Raw genomic sequence first — 18173 nt, forward strand, 5'->3', positions numbered from 1 at the left:
GGCAAAAATATGAAATTGTTAAGGTGCAAAAACGGAATTTAAATCCGCATTTTGAGGCATTTATTAGCAACTGGAATTTACTTTTTCATTTAAGTCATTTGCTTTCTTATTTGCGCTCTTCTTTCCTCTGATATCCTTCTAGGCTTACGATAACTAACATACTTTTTGGGCATGGAGTAGGTCTTATCGATATCTGTTTCACTTATGCACTTATACACCTCTGGGAACTCAGTAACTAACGCATCAAGTTTTCTAATAACGGCTTTATCTCTGGTGAATACCACTGCATCAGATTCAGCAACGTTGAAATTGATTATTGTTTCTTGCTCATACTTGGATAACTTCATAGGCTTATCTCACCTCGCTTTCTATGCTTGTTCGGCTCGTTAATTATCGTGTGTTTTGCTTCTGCAATCTTTTTATTGAGTTGATGTTTGAATGAGAGCCTTCCATCTTTTTCAACACGTTCCTTATCGTTTAAAATAAGCTCATTTCCCTTCACACTGTAAAAATGCCAATCTGTTATTTTCCCTTTCTCGTCTGTAAACGTAGCCATGAACCGTCCCTCGCCTTTGTTGGTAATAGTCAGCCAATGCCAATCATCGCCTTCTCTGGTGTAAACACGCTTATAGTTAAACTCATTACCTGTAAAGCGTTCATTGAGCTTATAAGGCTTCGACTTCTCATTTTGGGATTGTCCGTTATAATGCTCTAAAATCAGCTCGAATGCTTGGTCTATATCCATAAATGCTCCTTTCTGTCCGACTGCTCAGATTTGAGCAGTCGAAACCCTTGATTTTCCTTTGAAGTATGTTTTTCATACTGCTTATCACCACTCCATGAACATATCTCAACAACCTTGAAACCCGCTTATCTTCTGCTCTTTTCACGGTCTGCCCTCTTGGTCTCCGATAGTGATTCTGGCACGGAACAGAACGGAAGGGAAAGGAAGGGATAAGATAAGATGAGATAAGATAGAAAAGTTAATAGGGTATATCTTTATTCTCTTTTTCTTTGCTTCTTTCTTTTTCTCTTCTTTCTAGGGGAAGAAGGAAAGGAAGGAAAGAGAAGGAAGGAGAAGGGGAGGAAGGGGAAACAATCCTCGTTAATTAACGCAACAATGAAAAATAAAAAAGCCTCAATGATAATTTCCTCATTAAGACTTTTTGAAATCTCGTTCTCACGATAATTACTGTATGAACTTTTCTTAAAATAGCTATATTCTACGTCACTTCTCTGCTATCTGGATTATGCTTTTCCTTTCTCAATTATTGTTCCAACAAATCGGGTATAACATGATTTATACCTTGGCTATTGCTAACGATTTGCTACAATATGCTATATAAATAAGTAAGCGCTTCATGTCCCCTCGTAGTTATGAGGAAATATAAAGCGCTTACGTTGCAGTTAATTTGTAGCCTATGCAGTAGTGGTTGAAGCAAGAAGCCACGTCTCTTTAGGTTCGTAGCACTTCACTGCTTCAAAATTTTATTTGATTTTATCACAATATCATCGCCGGATTTTTCAAAGGTAATAACTCTGTCAGGTTGTTTAGTTTCTTCATCCCAGCTTTCATTGTTCGGCTGGAATGTAAGTTCATAAAGATTGCCATTTTTTGTTCCGGAAACAAATTTTCCATCGTACATAGGTGAATCCTGCCCGCATGGATTATCAGAAATTAAGAAAACATCATATTTTTCGTTATACTCCCACCTGGGTACATCTTTGGCGTCAACTTTGATATCAAGCCCTGTTTTCTTTTTGATGAACTTTGTGAGATTTTCATTTTTTACTACCCAAGGCTCCATTGGGTCTTCCTCAGTAGTACCAAATAATTCCTTTCTCTCTTCATCGCTCAGTTTACGTTCTTGCAATTCGTCTACACAGCCTATAACCTCATCCCACTTGATTTCTTCAGGGCTGCTGTATTCTGGGTTAAGAAAGCCAAAATATCCGCTACCTCCGATGATAAACATATTTGTAAACTCTTTAAGTTCAGCATCTGAAACTGCTTCCCCTTCTCCTGTAGCTTCAGTATTTGTTTCTTCAGAAGCAGTATCATCCTGAGTTTCTACATCCTCAGAATCATTTTCGGTAGTTGCTGAAAATGTTGCAACATCATCCTGTGTCTCTGAATTATCAGAACCCAAATTAATAGAAACCGATGAACAGCCTGTAATAGTCATAGCTGTTGCAAGTAATAACAATGTATTTTTTATTTTCATCTCATTTCCTCCATCATCCTTGTGTCATCCAACTTGGAAATCGCCAAGGTTTTCAAATAGTTCGTTTGAATCTCCATCATATATGATATATCCAAGATATTCGCCATCTTCAGACGTAAAACTCATGGAGCTTCCCTGCATTCCATATGGAATAATCGTCTGTCCGGCTTTTCCGACCTTAGGATCGTTACCGGACTCATCATCAAACTCTACGTCTTTTTTCAAAATTAGGCCTTTACTTAAGCCTTCTACCATAGGATGTATCTTATGCTCTTTTTCAAGTTTCTGCTCCAAACCATCAGGCCCGTATTGCAAGTCTGCTGTAGCAATCCAGTTGCAATCATAAATATCAACAAGATATCCTATAACTATCTTATCCGGATAGATCTCGTACTTTTCACTGTTTGTTTTTTCATCAATACTTGAATCTACTATAACGGGCTCATCATATTTGCCCACTTCTTTAAGAGAATCTTTATCCCACATATATGCAGTTATCGGCCCATAGCCATCAGCGCCTTGTTCATTGATCAGAACATAATCCCCGTCTGATCTGTGTACAAAAAACGCATCAGCTTCTCCATACAAAAAACCGTTTTCTACAACCAGCTCTATATCAACAGTCTGGTCATTTACTTTTATGGAACAGGAATTATCGTTCCCTGAGCCATCCGGATGCTTAAAAAATATAGTATCCATCTGTCCGTCAGATCCAAGATCTATTCTAAGCTCTTCATTATTCTTCAGTTTTGAAAAATAAAACTCGGAATCATCAGAAGATTCACCCTCCGCTTCCTCTGCCTCTTCCGATATAGCTTCACCGGCATCCTCCGTTGATACTTCTTCTGCCAAAGTCTCCGCCTGCTTATTATCGATACCAAACTTTTCAAGATCTATACCACTACATGCAACAGTCGTAGCTGCAATAAGTAGGATTCCAACACAAATTAAAACCCTTTTTTTCATAACGCTCTTCCCTTTCGTTAACTTTTTGTTATATATTACACCAAACAATTGAGAATTTCATTAATATTTTTTATTTTTAATGGCTCAATCACATAAAATTTGTGATTGAGCCATTATTTTTATCAATATCAATTATTTCCTCGATGTTAAATTACATTGCTTTTGGGAATTTCACCTTGGTTCCTGCGGGTAAACTCTTATCTCCCGATTCTGTAATAGTTAATGTGGCGCCATCCCATCCATAAGTGATAATACCCACTATCGGTGCATCCCCGTCGTTTGTATTTATTACTTCTCCATCATCAAACTCACATGTGGTTTTAAAAGAAATTGTAGTATCATTTATCATTGGCTCATAGCACAACATATCAACTTTTTCTTTGCCTTTTGGTGCATATGTAATACTGATTGAACCACCTTCCATTCCTTCCTTTATGTCAAGAACGGCATCATCGCTTATATAAGAATTTTCTCTAAAAAATCTCTTTGGAAGTTCGATGTTTTCACCTCTTTCATCAGCAAGTTCTCTTGCAAGTATATAGCTTCGACTCTTCATAAATCTGGAATCCAGTTCACTGTTCATCATAGAAGCCCATGATCCTTCCACGTATTTTACCGCTTCGTAGCACCTGTCAAAATCAGCTTTCCATGCGTCCTGTTCAGCTTTAATGCTATCTTTTCTAGAATCATCTGCTTCTTCAAGAATTCTGTTATAAAGACTCTGTACTTCATAATCCCAAATATATGATTCCGCGCAGCTTACATTGTTCATGTCCTGCTGACTCAAATCGGCATTGTGATAATTCGTATAATAATACGCGATCTCCTCTACATTTTTTAGCTCATCTGCGATAGATTTACTATTTTTTATTGCTTCATCGAGCCTTGATTTAACTACTTTTTCTTCATATTGCTCTGCATCAAATTTCTCTGTTGAATAACACTCCTTAGTATCATTTTCAGCAGACCATTTCTTCTCCCATTCAGCTATTGGAAAAAGAGCTGAATCCACAGATAATGCAGTATCCGTCGTTTCTTCGGTATCCTCAGATGCTTCAGTATTACTTTCAACTGACTCGCTTATATTTGCATCTTCAATCTTCACTTGCTCTTTGGCATTTCTTCCGCAAGAAACAAGTAATACTGAAGAAAGTAAAAATGCCAAGTATTTAATCTTTTTACGCATTATAAATAAATCCTTCCAATTCTATACTACTATTCCTTAAAAAGATGAAGCTGGAACTTTGGCTTATTATATCTATGCAATAGTTCTTCATAAAACTCACTATACTCATCATCACTTATTTCACGCTCCTGCAAAGAACTATCGTAATAATAGCACTGACACCTACCCTCGCTGAAAACAGGCGTCGCATTCACACCTTCAATAAATTCCATACCTCCTGCTGAATACTTATAACAATTAAGGCTATAAAAACTATTTGGAATGCCCCAATCATCGAGTATTATACCATCTTCATATAATTCAAAGCTCCTTCTGTAATCAGATTCAAATACAACATCAACCTTGCCATCTCTAATGGTAAACATACTTAAAACATTCACATTATGTGAATCATCTTCCGAATCATTAATTCCTAAAAGCAATTCATCTATTCCATCCCCATCAATATCCACTTGCAAATACCCAAAACTATCGTTTTGAAAAGCCCAATCTATCGGCGAGGTAAACCATTCATGATACTGTGCATGGTGATAAAATGTATCCGAATTCGATTCTTTCATTTCAATCATCACTTTTATATCTTCAATAAGTTCATCGTATGAATTGAAGGTGGTTACTTCACTTTCTAATACTTTGGCTGGTTCAGAAGACTCTTCCAAAGCAGCATCCTCAATGTTTGTAACTCTATCCAATATATTCTTTAATATAACCATAGAAAAATCATCATCTATAGATTCTCTTATATCATTACCCACATCGCTCCATCCGGAAAATACATCATAATGATAGTCAGGCATAGATTCATATAGCAAGACCTTGGTTTCAGAACCCGAAGCGCCAATAACTGCAATATCTTTTATTCCGTCATCATTAAAATCAAAACAATCAAGATCGGTAACCTTGTCCAGATAACGATATGTATTTATAGTTTCTTTGACTTCATTGTCTCTGATGATATCAATGTAGGTATAATTACTTTTCTTGCCGTAAGCTTCAAAAACATCGTTATAAATGCGAATCTGAGAAGCACCCTGATCTTGAACAAGCTCAGACTCCGTTTCAATCAAATTTTTATTTTTGGCTCCACAACCTGTAAGCAATATAAGTAAAGTTAGCGGTATTATTATGTGTAGTCTCATTATTTTTCCTTAAAAAGATGAAGCTGTGGTCTATACTTGGGATTATATTTATGAGTAAGCTCTTCGCTCAACTCATCATACTCTTTTTCAGTTAGTTCACGTTTCTTTGAAGTACTATCAGAATAGTAGTATTTATGTTGATGTTCCTCGTCAAAAGGAGTAAATCCATCATAAATACCTTCAATAAGTTCCATATTTCCGGCATTGTACTTATAATATTCAACACTAGCATTTGGAGGAAAGCAATATTCTTCAATTATGCCATCTTTAAATAATTGATACACTACTCTCAGATTATCCTCAAATACAGCATCAACCTTGCCCTCTCTAATGGTAAACATACAACAAAGGCTTTATAAAAAACTCTCACCCATTCACAAAATAATCTCCTACGCTAAAGCTCTCATCAGTGCGCTCCTCTTCTTCAGTTATCCCAGGTGCAAATTCTGTTACATAAGTAGCGCCTGTTGCTCTATCAATATAATACCTGACAAGAGCTGCCGTATATGACCTATAAACTACCACAATCTCTTTTTCATCGCTTGATTCAATATACCAATATATAGTGTATTTATCCGAATCAACCATGTCTTTTAAGTCAGGAAAATTTTCATAGCAGTAATTCTTGATAGCTAAAAGAGCTTGATCATCAGTAATTTCTCCATTTGCCTCTGTTTTTTCTTTAGATAATGCTTTCTCAATATTTTCCGGAGTAAGTTCTATTGCATTTTTAATACCATACTTCTTTTTGAGCTCATCATATTCTGCATCCAATTCTTGTCCTTCTTCAAGCGAAATAGGATCGCAATCGTCAAAATCTTGTCCTTTTCTGTATTGTTCTTTTTCATTCCCAAGCACCATATATTCTAAGGTCAGTTTGCCGTTTTCATTCTTATATACTGAGAAATCCTCATCAAGCACACATTCTGCCCCATATAATTCTTGTTTATCAGAATCATAGAAACTTGCAAAAAAGGGGAAGTCTTTAATATTATTATCTTCTCCAACAGTACATAAAGAAAACCATCCATAATATTGCGTATCAGAAGTTAACCCAAAAGGAGTCACCCATAATTCAGGGACATCATCTCCTGTAACATCTTGAAGTATAAAGAAGGCTTTCTTTTCCGGACCCTCACTATAATAAAAAGCGGTATAGCCATCGCTTAGGGACTCCTTATCTGCTAAAATATCATAAAGATACTTTTTATATACATCTTTCCAACCATCCTTATTGACATCATCTTTTTCTTCACTAATCTCGTCACTATTATTTTCAATACTGTCAGCTACAGTGGCTTCATTTTCAGTAATCTCCTTGCCCGCCTCTACAGGCTCGTTTTTATCAATAATAACCACCTGCTTATTACATGCTGTTAAACACAGTAGTAATCCAATTGCTAACAAAATATTTTTATGTCTCTTCATTTCTGTTCTTTAAATGCCTTTCTTTCATTATCATATCCATGTTGCTTGTGCTAATAACCAAGGCAGGGACGATGGTTAATGTAACAACTCTCCCAGTTCCTTTTATATATGGCTTGTTCCCTACACGTCTTCTCTTATAATCCAAAAGCTCTACAATACATCCAGCTTTATCCATTCAATTGAAGTATTCTCATGTGTGTATTGCTCTACAAGATTATCATATTCCTCTTCATCAATTGTATCGAGTGCATCAATATTTTCTAAATAATCCTGCGGCGGATTATTCTTTTTATAAAACCTCTCTGTACCTGTCTCTGTCCAATCATTCCAGAATTTAAGAAAAACAATATCAATATCTGCATTTCCCTGATCATCAATCTCGGATACAGCATAGATGGCACGACCTTCATGAGCCGTATCACCGCTTACATACTGATTCTTGTCATTTATCATTGAAACCCCGAGAGTTCCAAAATATTCCATATTTGCATACTGTATTTTTTCATCCTTAAACTCCATTATATCGTAAATATGGTTGCCATCATCACGAACCAGTAATTCATTTATGCCATCTCCGTTTATATCATAAATAGCGTATTCCAGTTCCGATTTATCAACAAAACCCGCTGTATCTCCCAAAGCCCAAAATTTTTCTCCGTTTGAATCCGTTTCATTTCCTTTTAAATACTCAAGAAAGTGTTTGTCAGCATCTTGTGCTTCACTGTTATTTTGCTCATAATTATTGGCTTCTTTTCCAGCAATCTCTTCGTTTTGGGTTACCGGCTCGTTTTTATCACTAATAACCTTCTGCTTGTCACATGCTGTCAAACATAGTAGCAATACAATTGCCAATAAAAAATTTTTACATTTTTTCATATCTGTTCTTTAAATGCCTCTCTTCTTAATCATATTTATGCTGCTTAATACATAAGAAGTGTTCAAGGAATAGCCTGCTCAAAAGTATAAGCCAATTCTTCCCATATAAGTGTTTTTCCGTTTTTAATTTCCTCTGTAAGTCCCTCTTTTTTTTCTTTTTGGGCTATCATCTGCTCCAAGTCATTTATAGTTACTAATTTGTCCTCCGGCAAACGGTTATTTTGCCTTAAATATTCGTAGATTTCACCTGATTCTTCGTATAAGGAATCATCATGTAAAAGCTGTGTATAGAAATATCCCTTAAAGCCATTTTCAAACTCATCTTCATCATTATCATCATACTCATGCGTTTCATCTATCAGAGCCCATACGGTTACAGATGGAGTATTCTTATCATCATTGAAATAAAAATTTAGCCACCCATATGGACTATTCGGAAATTCCGTTGAGTCATAATAAATATAATGATACTTTCCATCGGCATCTAGAAATGCCTTATCAAACCCATGACTGGATGCACCCCCTGATCCGTCGCCATAAATGTATCCATATTCATTTATGCAGATTCTGCTTCTTGACCATCCCACATCTGAATAGATTGTTTCAAGCTTGCCATCCTTTTCCTTTATAATAATGCTTTCAGTCCAGTCATCATTGCTCGGTGTTTTTATACGTATGGCCAATTCTCTGCTTCCATCGTTGCCACAATCAAGAAAAGAGTACTCTATTTTTTCAAGGGTAATCTGTACTCCAGAGTAATCGGTGTACCATTTAATGATGGTATTTACAAGTTCTTCAAGCGTAAACTCCTGTCCTTGACTCGCTCTGAAGTTAAAATCCTCTTCATAACCAAGATTTTTTTCTGTTCCTATTTTTACCTTGACTTCATTCCTAAGAAATCGCTCATATAAGCCGTCTCCTACAATCTCCGTAGGCTTCTTCGCGCTTGGTGAATCAACCAAAGAAACACTTGCCAAATAATTTTCGAATATGTTTTTTAAATCAGTTATTGAAAAATCATCGTCTAATGACTCATTAATAGCAGTTCCTACGTCACTCCATCCGGAAAAAACATCATACTGGTAATCGGACGTGGCTTCATACAATAAGACCTTGGTTTCAGAACCTGAAGTGCCAATAACTGCGATATCTTTTATTCCGTCATCATTAAAGTCAAAACAATCGATATCCGAAACTTTATCCAGATATCGATATGTATTTATAGTTTCTTTGATTTCATCGTCTTTAATGATATCAATATAGGTATAATCCTTTTTCTTGCCGCGATCTGTAAAAGCGTCATTATAAACGCAAATCTGAGCATTGCCCTGATCTTTAACAAGCTCAGATTCCAGCTCGATTAATTTTTTGTCTTTTGCACCACAACCGGTAGCAAACATAAGTAAAATAAGCGTAAGTATTATGCGTAATCTCAACTATCTATCCTTCAATATTCATCAGTTTTCTATTATTTAACTCTGGTCAGTGTAGAGTGTCCGTTTAGTTCTTCATAGGTGACATCTACTCTATATTCTCTGGATTCCTTTCCATGACATGCTGTTAAGCATAAAGATAATAAGATGAGCGTAATGGGTATATATAGTTTTTTCATGTATATCTCCAATTTTTTTGTATAAATCATTTACTATTCTTCCCTAAAAAGATGAAGCTGATACTTTGGTTTATTATATTTATGTTCAAGCTCATCACGCATCTCATCATACTCCTTTTCAGTTAATTCACGTTTCTGCAAAGCACTGTCATAATAGTAGTACTGTGGCCACCACTCATCATCATGATATCCAACTTAACCGGAAACCCCTTCAATAAGTTCCAAGTTTCCGGCATTGTACTTATAATACTCAATTCCCCAAGGGTCAGGAGGACAATAAAAATTAAATTCAACTACACCATCTTCATATAAGTTATAGAACTCTCTTTCTGAATAATCTAAAAATACAGAATCAACCTTGCCATCTCTAATGGTAAACATACCATCAATATCTACATCATACGAATTTTCTTCCGATCCATTAGTTCCCAAAAGTAACTCATCCACTCCGTCTCCGTCAATATCCACTTGTATATACCCCAATTTGTCGGTTGCATCAAATGACCCGCATATAGAACTCGTAAACCATCCATACTGCTCTGCTTTATCAAAAAAAGTATCAAAATCAACAGCCTCATATATATCCAATATTTTTTTTATATCTCCAATAAGCTCATCGTACGAATTGTAATCTGCAATACATTTTTCTGATGTATCCGATGTCTCTGAAGATTCTTCCGAAGCAGTTTCTTCAGTGGTAGCAGTACTCACTTTTTCTACACTAACATCATCAGCTACCGTTTTGATTTCTTTAGCACACGCACATAGCATGATGGAAGCAATAATTGTTGTAAATAATATCCGTTTTTCCATTATCAGATTGTTCTCCATATCAATATAACTGAATTAGTCATGGTTATAGATTAATAAGGTGCGGAATAGTAAAAACATTTTTCTTTATCATACTGTACACGATATTGGCAATGCGAATAATCATCAGAATCCTCTATAAAAAAACCATCTTTTGTAATCCCTGTTCCGCTGGGATATCCGTAATATGCAAAAATGTCATCTCCCTGCTTACTCATAATTATACAAGCAGGTCTGTAATTATCATTTTCCGAAACATAAAAAACACATTCATACACATTATCCGAATTAAGATCTGCATATGTCATATCATGTATTTCCGATGGAGAATATTCTATGGCTCTTATAAAATCGCTAAAATGAATATCTTTATAAATCGACTCAGTTCCGTCCACAGATACAGCATTTACAATACCATCTTTTTCCATAATTTCTGAATAGAAATCGGGATCATTATCCGGAAAGGTATACTTCTTATTGTCTTGAGATGACACATTAGCTGAAATTTCTTCATACTTTTCTATGGGATATATATAATCAGGCGCAAATGATGTAAGAAAATATGCATCTGGAACTACATCTCTTGAAGGCATAAATTTAGTATCATAGTCTCCTGTTTCCGGATTTTCATAACCCGTACATCCTGAATACAATTCTTTCGATGTGAACTTATTATCATTTAAAGATAATAAGAAATATTCTTCCCCACCACTACATGCCCTATGTTGCATTATTCCATTGCCGCTTGGATATGCAAAGAACTCACTGTAATCCGTATCTATTTCAACAATGTTCTTAACTTTGTTATCAGTATACGTGTATACAAATACATGAGAATTTGCTTCGCAGTCTCGATATAATACTAATAATTCAGGCGTCAAATCTTTGTCGATGTCATATATCCAATATCGCTCTAACGGAACACAATGTTCATCAACTCCGCACTCATCAATAACTTTAAGGAAATCAATATATGCTGATTTATAATCTCTATACGTAGCTTTTTCAGCACTACTTATTGCATTTTTTGCCAACATTCCCGCATAAGAATCAAGTCCCTCTGATGATATAGTCTTTAATTCATTCAGTGAAAATTCATCGCCTAATGACTCTAAAATAAAATCTCCGACATCCCACCATGGGCTATATGCTTGGCACAGATAGTGGGAATTAACTTCATACAGAAAGACTGTAGTGTCAGAAGCTGATTTACCAATAATTGCAATGTCTTTTATCTCATCATCATTAAAGTCAAAGCAATCCATATCCGTAACGCTGTCCAAATAACAGTAGGTGTTTATGGTTTCTATGACTTCATTATCTTTGATGATATCAATAAAGGTAAATGGTGTCTTGATACCATAATCTATATCATAGTCATTATAAACTTGAATCTGTACAGATCCCTGCTGCGGAATAGGCTCAGATTCGATTTCTATCAACTTATTCTTGGAATCAGAATATAATTCGACTACTTTATCATCTGGTTCTGGATTTATTGGAGCTTTTTCTGCGCTTACTCCACATCCTGTAGTAAATATAAGCAAAATCATCGGAAGTATTATGCGTAATCTCATTGTTTTTCCTTAAAAAGATGAAATTGCAGCGTTGGTTTATTATATTTATGTTCAAGCTCATCACGCATCTCATCATACTCCTTTTCAGTTAATTCGCGTGCAATGCAATCTTTATTTTCGTAGTAGTAACAGTGTCTATTCACATCAGGGTAATCGGGTTCATCAAAAATATGCTCTATAAATTTCAATTCTCCGTTATTGTATCTGTAAAATGATTGATCCATTGACGAGCCGCTAGCAGCCTCATTTTCTATAATTCCATTTTCACAAAGATAGTACCTGTATCTGCAGCCGCCCTTAAAAACATGTAAAAGCTTTCTGTTTCGAATAGTAAATAAATCACATATATAATCATCGCTTCGCCATATATCAGGCTTAAGATCAGGATTACCTGTTCCTAAAAGAAGCTCATCCACTCCGTCGCCATCAATATCATATTGCAGATACCACATGTCTTCTTCCTCAAAATAATAAGATAATGATCCTTCTGAAAGTAGTCCTAAATCCCATTTATCTGCAACGCCACAGAGCAATTCCAACGATTTTCTTTTCATACTTATCTTTAAGCTTTCTATAAGTTCATTATACAAGCCATAATCAAGTTCAGTCCCTTCCTGTTTTTCTTCTATTTCTTTATTTTCAAGCATTTCTATGAGCTCATCAAAACTGAGTGAATCGCTATAATCACAGGATAAGTTATTTCTTAACAACACAGACTTTAGCTTATCCATGGAAAAATCATTGCCTCGTTCCTTCTCAATAGTATTCAGAATACTCCAATCATCAAAGATATGGTAATGATAATCAGAAGTAGCGTTACACAATAGAAATTTTGGCGCATCACCGGTGATTACGATATCTGTCTTGCCATCGCAATCAAAATCAAAAAAGCTCATATCCGTAACACTCTTCAAAAAGATACCGGTATTTAAAGTATCTATAACCGTATCGTTTTTAATGATATCAATATAAGTATAAAGTCCTGTATAATGACCATTATCATCTTTTTCAAGTTCATTATGAACTCGAATCTGGCCATCACCTTTAACAAGTTCAGCCTCGAATGTCTGATCATATAATTTATGTTCTTTTTCTGAATCCTCATAAGGCTGTCTTGCTTCGATGTTATCTGCAGTCTTTACGGTTCCACAACTTGTGGTAAATATAAGTAAAATAAGGGAAAGTATTATGCGTAATCTCATTGTTTATCCTTGGAAATCAATATATTTTTGAAGCCTGCATTTTCAGTTTAAGGAAAAAGTTTTTACTATTCTTCCTTAAAAAGATGAAGTTGGAACTTTGGTTTATTATATTTATGTTCAAGCTCCTCACTTAGCTTATCATACTCTTTTTCAGTTATTTCGCGATTATTCTGTGAAACAGTATAGGGAACGTAGGGTGCATTATCAGAATAGCAGTAATGGTCATGAAACTCATCATCAGCGAATTCGAATTCATAATGTATACCTTCCATAAATTCCAGGTTCCCGGCATTGTACTTATAATATTCAACTCCAAAGGGCATAGGAGGAAAATTAAAATAATATGCAACTACACCATCTTCACATAATTGATAGTACTCTCTGTACTCACTTTCAAATACCGGAACAATTTTACCTTCTTTAATGGTATACATATGCGTAATATCCGAATCCTCTGATTTTTCTTCTGCGCCGGTTGTTCCCAAAAGCAACTCATCTCCCCCGTCTCCGTCAATATCCTCTTGTATATATCCAAATTCGTCAGCTGCATATTCAATTGAAGTAATCATTGAATACGTAAACCAGTCCTTTAGCTCTACCCGATCAGAAAACAAATCATAATCAGGACTTTTTTCATATATATCCATTATTCTCTTTATATCTTCAATAAACTCATCGTATGAAGTGTATTCTGATAGATTCTTTGTTGATGTGATTGATGTTTCTAATCCCTCTTCCGAAGCAACGTCTTCAATATTTGCGGTACTTCCTTCCTCTACGCTCACATCTTCGGCTACCGTATTGTTTTCTTTAGCGCATGCACAGAGCATGAATGTAGCAATAATTATAAATAATACTTGTTTTCTCATTATCGGATTGTTCCATATCAATACATAAATCGATAAACTATGGTTATAGGTTAATAAGGTGCGGAATAGTAAAAACATTTTTCTTTATCATATATCACTCGTTCTCTGTCACGGTAACTATACATATTATTAGGCTCATATATAAAAAAGCCATCTTTCGAAATACTATCTTCTTCTGAGCAGGCAAAGTACGCATAAACTTCATCTCCCTGCTTACTCAAGATTACTCTATAATGCTCAACTGCTTCGTAAGCTTCATCCCTTTTAACCAAATAAAGAACGCATTCGTATACACCATCCGAGTTAAAATCAGCATATGTTATATCCGTTACTTCCCTATCGCATATTATGTTCTTCCTAAAATGAATATTACTGTGAACCTCTCCAGTCTCATATCCCCATCCAAGAATAACTGCATTTACAATACCATCCTCATCCATTATTTCTGAATAGAAATTGGGATTATTATCTGGAAATGTATAACTCTTATTATCTTTTGATGGCATATGAGATGAGATTTCTTCATACTTTTCTATTGGATATACATAATCCGGCTCAAATGATGTAAGAAAATATGTAGTCGGCACTACATCTCTTGCAGGTGTAAATTCAGTATAATATTCTCCCGTTTCAGGATCATCATAAATCGTACATCCGGAATACATTACTTTAGATGTGAGATTATTGTTATTTAAAGAAAAAAGACAATATTCTTCTCCTCCACCATGCGACCAATATTTCATTATTCCATTACCACCTGGATATGCATAAAAATCCGAGTTAACTGTATCAAACATATCAATACGTCGAACCTTATTTTCGGCATATGTATATACCCATACATGTTTTTCATTTCCATAAATTCCGTACTCCACTAATAATTCCGGCGTTTTATCCTTGTCAATGTCGTATATATAATAGGAATCTATTTCAGTGCCACAATTATCAAATCCATACTCATCAAGAACCTTAAGAAAATCAATATATGCCGACTTGTAATCACTATATGTAACTTCTTCAGCCGCGAGTATTGCTTTTTTCGCTGTATCCCCAGCTATTCTTCGTAAATAAGCGCCTCCTCCGATCTCCAATATACTCTTTAATGTATCCATAGAAAAATCATCGTTTGACGCTTTTCTTATAGCTTCACCGACATCGCCCCATCCGGAAAATACATTGTAATGATAGTCCGAAGTTGATTCATACAAAAGAACTTTGAGTTCGGCTCCCGAATAGCCGATTAGAGCAATATCTTTTATTCCGTCATCATTAAAGTCAAAGCAATCAATATCCGTAACGCGGTCCAAATAGCGATATGTATTTATAGTTTCTTTGATTTCATTGTCTCTGATGATATCAATGTAGGTATACTTACTTTTCTTGCCATAAGCCTCAAAAACATCGTTATAAACGCAAATCTGAGAAGATCCCTGATCTTTAACAAGCTCAGAATCCAGTTCGATTAATTTTTTATTTTTTGCTCCACAACCTGTGGTAAATATAAGTAAAATAAGCGAAAGTATTATGCGTAATCTCATTGTTTTTCCTTAAAAAGATGAAGCTGGAACTTTGGTTTATTATATCTATGCAATAATTCCTCATAAAACTCGCGCCCCTCTTCTTCACTTATTTCACGCTCCTGCAAAGAACTATCAATGTAATAATACTGACATCTATGCTCTTCAAAAACAGGCTCCCATTCCACACCTTCAATAAATTCCGTACCACCTGCTGAATACTTATAACACTTAAGGCTGTATGTAGAGTTTGGCATGCCAAACTCATCGAGTATTATACCATCTTCATATAATTCAAAGTTTTCTCTGTACCCACATTCAAACACTGATTCAACCTTGCCATCTCTAATGGTAAACATACTGATAATCCCCGCCTCATACGAATTATCTTTCGGAGCATTAACTCCTAAAAGCAATTCATCTATTCCATCTCCATCAATATCCACTTGTTGATATCCAAAATTATCGCTATTATCAGTAATAGCTGGAGCTATCGCCAAGAACCATTCATATTGAAATGCTTTATCATAAAAAAGGGATTTTTCTGTGTTATTATCAGCATTTTCATATATGTCCAATAGGTTTTTTATATCTTCAAGAAGTTCATCGTATGAATCATACTCTGAAATACATTTTTCGTGTTGCAGAGATTCTTCCGTATCATCAGTGTTTGCGACGCTCTCCTCTTCTGATTCGTCAGTTACTTCTATTGAAATTTCAGAATATGCGCTTTTATCAATTGCGGTGTTTTCTATATCAGTTTTTACTGATCCGCAACCGGTGGTAAATATAAGCAAAACTAGCGGTATTATGCGTGGTCTCATCTTTCTATCCTCAATTGTTTGCATCTATAAGTTCTTTTAGAGAAACGCCTGCATTCCTGTAGCGAACTTCGCTCTGCTCATTTTTTAGATGTATTGCATTTTCAGGACATCCATGCAGGCATCCAAGGCAGCCTTCACAGTGGTGCAGGTATTCTACATGATTGGTTACTTTAATGTTATCTGCAGGGCAGATTTTTGCACAGATTCCACATTTGATGCATGCCTCATTAACAATAAAGCTCTTATCTGTGTCATTTGCAATATACGTCGCTCCTACTGCGTGGTAGAGCCAGTCCATGATTTTATCAGAAACGGATATACAAGGGATGTTTTTTCTCCTTGTTTCAATGTCAGTGCAAATCTCCTTTATCTGTCCCTCAACATCTTTCTGTGGCAATGTGTCAATTTGGTTCTGGATTTCAAAACGTGTAACGTCAGTATCCACCATGATTATTTGAGTTACATAATCTGTATGTCCTGCTGCTTGAAGTCCCTTTTTTCTCATAGTAATGAATTCTTTTTCTTATATCTTCTGTTACTAGTTGAACCAATTATTTCTATTTCGTCAGCCATCTTTGATAGAATCGCTCTTGTTCTTGATTGGCTAAGTCCGATAACTTTGGCAATATCAGCTGATGTGGCATCATTAACTGTTTCCAGGAATGCATTTATCTTATCTTGGGTTTCGCTTGTCTGACTGCGAGTTTGCATGTTCGCTTGTTCGACTGTCCGCTCGTTCGACTGTTCGCTTGCTATTGATGTATGCAATCTATAGACAGTGACCTTAATTCCATCACCGAATTCCTCAAAAACGGGCTCTTGCAGACCATACTGTTTACATGATTTGATAATTCTGGGAATGCCGGTTCCCCATGCTTCAACTATGTGCATATATTGGAATATATCTGCAATTGCCTGATTCCTGCATTTGGATCGTCCGGTTTTCATGGTCGCAATATCCATTCCGCCATAGAGCATTCCTGGTGATACAACCTCGATTCTGTCGTCGAAAATGGAAATCTGTATCTTAGATTCGACTAAATAGCTTCGGTGAATAACTGCATTGGCAACCAGTTCTCTTATTGACTTTATAGGAAGCTCATATACGTCTTTACTATATAGCCCATTAACCTCAGCACCAATGTTAATATGCTTTAAGATAAATTGAAATGCGTCAGATAATTGCTCGTAAATAGGACCTTCAAATTCTTTTTTATCAATAAAAACATCTCTGTCATTTCCTTTAAACAGGGCACACTGTATCTTGGCAAAACGAGAATGATTATCTGTCATCAAAGAAAATGCATGTGTGGGTGCTAAATCTCTTCCACTTCTACAAAGAATACCCATATCTTCGAGTTTACCTATGGTCATATCTTTGACAGCTAATTTCTCATCTTCTGTTTCGCAATTTGATAAAGCAATTTCTTTACCACACGGCATAACTCGAGAGCTTTACTCTCATCATAATCAGTGCCAATTTCCTGCAGGGAATCATATGCATGGTTTGAACCTTCGAGCTCAAGTTCTTTTAGTGTAACAGAATCTGCCGGTCTGCTGGTTCCGTTAACTCTTACATATGAAGTATCTTCTTTTGTTTTATTAGCCAGATAGTATGGCCTATGTTTTCCCGGAAAAACCTCAACAACAAGAACTGTCTTGCCTTCCACTGATTGAGGGTATATGTCAGTCTCAATAAGTGGTGTACACGAATCTGAAATCATCGAAGAAATCGAATCAGAGAGCTTAAATGGGCTCTGGTCTCCAATGCCCACAACCTCTTTTGTCTCGTCAATAATTCCAATTATGCTTTTTCCACCACTCGTGTTAGCAAACGCAATAATATCCTTTAAAAACTTTTCGTGTTTAGCTGGGATTTTCTGCTTAAACTCTATTTTTTATCTTCTCCAAAGTAATCTTTAGATACCATAGATAAATCTCC

Annotated in this window: 20 protein-coding genes; all 20 read right to left on the reverse strand. The window is 35.7% G+C overall.

Annotated features, from left to right (window positions below):
- Window positions 1–89: 89 nt before the first annotated feature.
- Complete coding sequence (locus T356_RS0103840; protein ID WP_026513359.1) at window positions 90–347, reverse strand: hypothetical protein; 258 nt, start codon at window positions 345–347, stop codon at window positions 90–92.
- Entirely contained in the window at window positions 344–745 is a 402-nt protein-coding gene (locus T356_RS0103845; protein WP_026513360.1) for a hypothetical protein, read from the reverse strand. Before T356_RS0103845 ends, T356_RS0103840 begins: the two co-directional genes overlap by 4 nt.
- A gap of 727 nt (window positions 746–1472) precedes the next feature.
- Entirely contained in the window at window positions 1473–2225 is a 753-nt protein-coding gene (locus T356_RS0103850) for a hypothetical protein (protein WP_026513361.1), read from the reverse strand.
- Window positions 2226–2249: 24 nt separating this feature from the next.
- Entirely contained in the window at window positions 2250–3191 is a 942-nt protein-coding gene (locus T356_RS0103855; protein ID WP_026513362.1) for a hypothetical protein, read from the reverse strand.
- 151 nt (window positions 3192–3342) lie between these two features.
- Complete coding sequence (locus T356_RS0103860; RefSeq protein WP_026513363.1) at window positions 3343–4377, reverse strand: lysozyme inhibitor LprI family protein; 1035 nt, start codon at window positions 4375–4377, stop codon at window positions 3343–3345.
- Between the two features lie 29 nt (window positions 4378–4406).
- Window positions 4407–5516 carry a hypothetical protein gene (locus tag T356_RS0103865; RefSeq protein ID WP_026513364.1) on the reverse strand — a complete coding sequence of 370 codons (1110 nt, stop codon included), beginning with the start codon at window positions 5514–5516 and terminating at the stop codon, window positions 4407–4409.
- The gene (locus tag T356_RS0103870; protein ID WP_026513365.1) at window positions 5516–5857 is read right to left on the reverse strand and encodes a hypothetical protein; all 342 of its coding nucleotides are present in this window, start codon (window positions 5855–5857) and stop codon (window positions 5516–5518) included. The genes T356_RS0103865 and T356_RS0103870 overlap by 1 nt, the downstream gene beginning before the upstream one ends.
- Before the next feature lie 25 nt (window positions 5858–5882).
- Entirely contained in the window at window positions 5883–6944 is a 1062-nt protein-coding gene (locus T356_RS0103875) for a hypothetical protein (RefSeq protein WP_026513366.1), read from the reverse strand.
- A complete protein-coding gene (locus tag T356_RS0103880) occupies window positions 6931–7119 on the reverse strand; it encodes a hypothetical protein (RefSeq protein ID WP_026513367.1) in 189 nt (62 codons plus the stop codon). Before T356_RS0103880 ends, T356_RS0103875 begins: the two co-directional genes overlap by 14 nt.
- Window positions 7095–7820, reverse strand: a complete 726-nt coding sequence (locus T356_RS0103885) for a hypothetical protein (protein WP_026513368.1) — start codon at window positions 7818–7820, stop codon at window positions 7095–7097. The genes T356_RS0103880 and T356_RS0103885 overlap by 25 nt, the downstream gene beginning before the upstream one ends.
- A 62-nt stretch (window positions 7821–7882) precedes the next feature.
- Complete coding sequence (locus T356_RS0103890; protein WP_155838970.1) at window positions 7883–9256, reverse strand: hypothetical protein; 1374 nt, start codon at window positions 9254–9256, stop codon at window positions 7883–7885.
- A gap of 371 nt (window positions 9257–9627) precedes the next feature.
- Window positions 9628–10245 carry a hypothetical protein gene (locus tag T356_RS0103895; RefSeq protein ID WP_026513370.1) on the reverse strand — a complete coding sequence of 206 codons (618 nt, stop codon included), beginning with the start codon at window positions 10243–10245 and terminating at the stop codon, window positions 9628–9630.
- Between the two features lie 50 nt (window positions 10246–10295).
- On the reverse strand, window positions 10296–11819 hold the full coding sequence (locus T356_RS0103900) for a hypothetical protein (protein ID WP_026513371.1): 1524 nt from the start codon (window positions 11817–11819) through the stop codon (window positions 10296–10298).
- Window positions 11816–13021, reverse strand: a complete 1206-nt coding sequence (locus tag T356_RS0103905; protein WP_026513372.1) for a hypothetical protein — start codon at window positions 13019–13021, stop codon at window positions 11816–11818. Before T356_RS0103905 ends, T356_RS0103900 begins: the two co-directional genes overlap by 4 nt.
- A gap of 65 nt (window positions 13022–13086) precedes the next feature.
- A complete protein-coding gene (locus T356_RS0103910) occupies window positions 13087–13890 on the reverse strand; it encodes a hypothetical protein (RefSeq protein ID WP_026513373.1) in 804 nt (267 codons plus the stop codon).
- 50 nt (window positions 13891–13940) lie between these two features.
- Complete coding sequence (locus T356_RS0103915; protein ID WP_026513374.1) at window positions 13941–15428, reverse strand: hypothetical protein; 1488 nt, start codon at window positions 15426–15428, stop codon at window positions 13941–13943.
- Window positions 15425–16255: an FG-GAP repeat protein gene (locus tag T356_RS0103920; protein WP_026513375.1), complete on the reverse strand. Its 831-nt coding sequence runs from the start codon at window positions 16253–16255 to the stop codon at window positions 15425–15427. The genes T356_RS0103915 and T356_RS0103920 overlap by 4 nt, the downstream gene beginning before the upstream one ends.
- A complete protein-coding gene (locus tag T356_RS18265; protein ID WP_051563130.1) occupies window positions 16242–16736 on the reverse strand; it encodes an EFR1 family ferrodoxin in 495 nt (164 codons plus the stop codon). Before T356_RS18265 ends, T356_RS0103920 begins: the two co-directional genes overlap by 14 nt.
- Window positions 16733–17674, reverse strand: a complete 942-nt coding sequence (locus T356_RS20750) for an ATP-binding protein (protein WP_242846549.1) — start codon at window positions 17672–17674, stop codon at window positions 16733–16735. The genes T356_RS18265 and T356_RS20750 overlap by 4 nt, the downstream gene beginning before the upstream one ends.
- Window positions 17617–18126: an AlbA family DNA-binding domain-containing protein gene (locus T356_RS21450; RefSeq protein ID WP_330370888.1), complete on the reverse strand. Its 510-nt coding sequence runs from the start codon at window positions 18124–18126 to the stop codon at window positions 17617–17619. Before T356_RS21450 ends, T356_RS20750 begins: the two co-directional genes overlap by 58 nt.
- Between the last annotated feature and the right edge of the window lie 47 nt (window positions 18127–18173).

The sequence above is a fragment of the Butyrivibrio sp. LB2008 genome, assembly GCF_000621565.1.
Lineage (GTDB): Bacteria > Bacillota > Clostridia > Lachnospirales > Lachnospiraceae > Butyrivibrio.

Coding starts and splice junctions, on each gene's coding strand:
- T356_RS0103840 (WP_026513359.1), bottom strand. CDS start 347: ATGAAGTTATCCAAGTATGAGCAAGAAACAATAATCAATTTCAACGTT.
- T356_RS0103845 (WP_026513360.1), bottom strand. CDS start 745: ATGGATATAGACCAAGCATTCGAGCTGATTTTAGAGCATTATAACGGA.
- T356_RS0103850 (WP_026513361.1), bottom strand. CDS start 2,225: ATGAAAATAAAAAATACATTGTTATTACTTGCAACAGCTATGACTATT.
- T356_RS0103855 (WP_026513362.1), bottom strand. CDS start 3,191: ATGAAAAAAAGGGTTTTAATTTGTGTTGGAATCCTACTTATTGCAGCT.
- T356_RS0103860 (WP_026513363.1), bottom strand. CDS start 4,377: ATGCGTAAAAAGATTAAATACTTGGCATTTTTACTTTCTTCAGTATTA.
- T356_RS0103865 (WP_026513364.1), bottom strand. CDS start 5,516: ATGAGACTACACATAATAATACCGCTAACTTTACTTATATTGCTTACA.
- T356_RS0103870 (WP_026513365.1), bottom strand. CDS start 5,857: ATGTTTACCATTAGAGAGGGCAAGGTTGATGCTGTATTTGAGGATAAT.
- T356_RS0103875 (WP_026513366.1), bottom strand. CDS start 6,944: ATGAAGAGACATAAAAATATTTTGTTAGCAATTGGATTACTACTGTGT.
- T356_RS0103880 (WP_026513367.1), bottom strand. CDS start 7,119: ATGGATAAAGCTGGATGTATTGTAGAGCTTTTGGATTATAAGAGAAGA.
- T356_RS0103885 (WP_026513368.1), bottom strand. CDS start 7,820: ATGAAAAAATGTAAAAATTTTTTATTGGCAATTGTATTGCTACTATGT.
- T356_RS0103895 (WP_026513370.1), bottom strand. CDS start 10,245: ATGGAAAAACGGATATTATTTACAACAATTATTGCTTCCATCATGCTA.
- T356_RS0103900 (WP_026513371.1), bottom strand. CDS start 11,819: ATGAGATTACGCATAATACTTCCGATGATTTTGCTTATATTTACTACA.
- T356_RS0103905 (WP_026513372.1), bottom strand. CDS start 13,021: ATGAGATTACGCATAATACTTTCCCTTATTTTACTTATATTTACCACA.
- T356_RS0103910 (WP_026513373.1), bottom strand. CDS start 13,890: ATGAGAAAACAAGTATTATTTATAATTATTGCTACATTCATGCTCTGT.
- T356_RS0103915 (WP_026513374.1), bottom strand. CDS start 15,428: ATGAGATTACGCATAATACTTTCGCTTATTTTACTTATATTTACCACA.
- T356_RS0103920 (WP_026513375.1), bottom strand. CDS start 16,255: ATGCAAACAATTGAGGATAGAAAGATGAGACCACGCATAATACCGCTA.
- T356_RS18265 (WP_051563130.1), bottom strand. CDS start 16,736: ATGAGAAAAAAGGGACTTCAAGCAGCAGGACATACAGATTATGTAACT.
- T356_RS20750 (WP_242846549.1), bottom strand. CDS start 17,674: ATGCCGTGTGGTAAAGAAATTGCTTTATCAAATTGCGAAACAGAAGAT.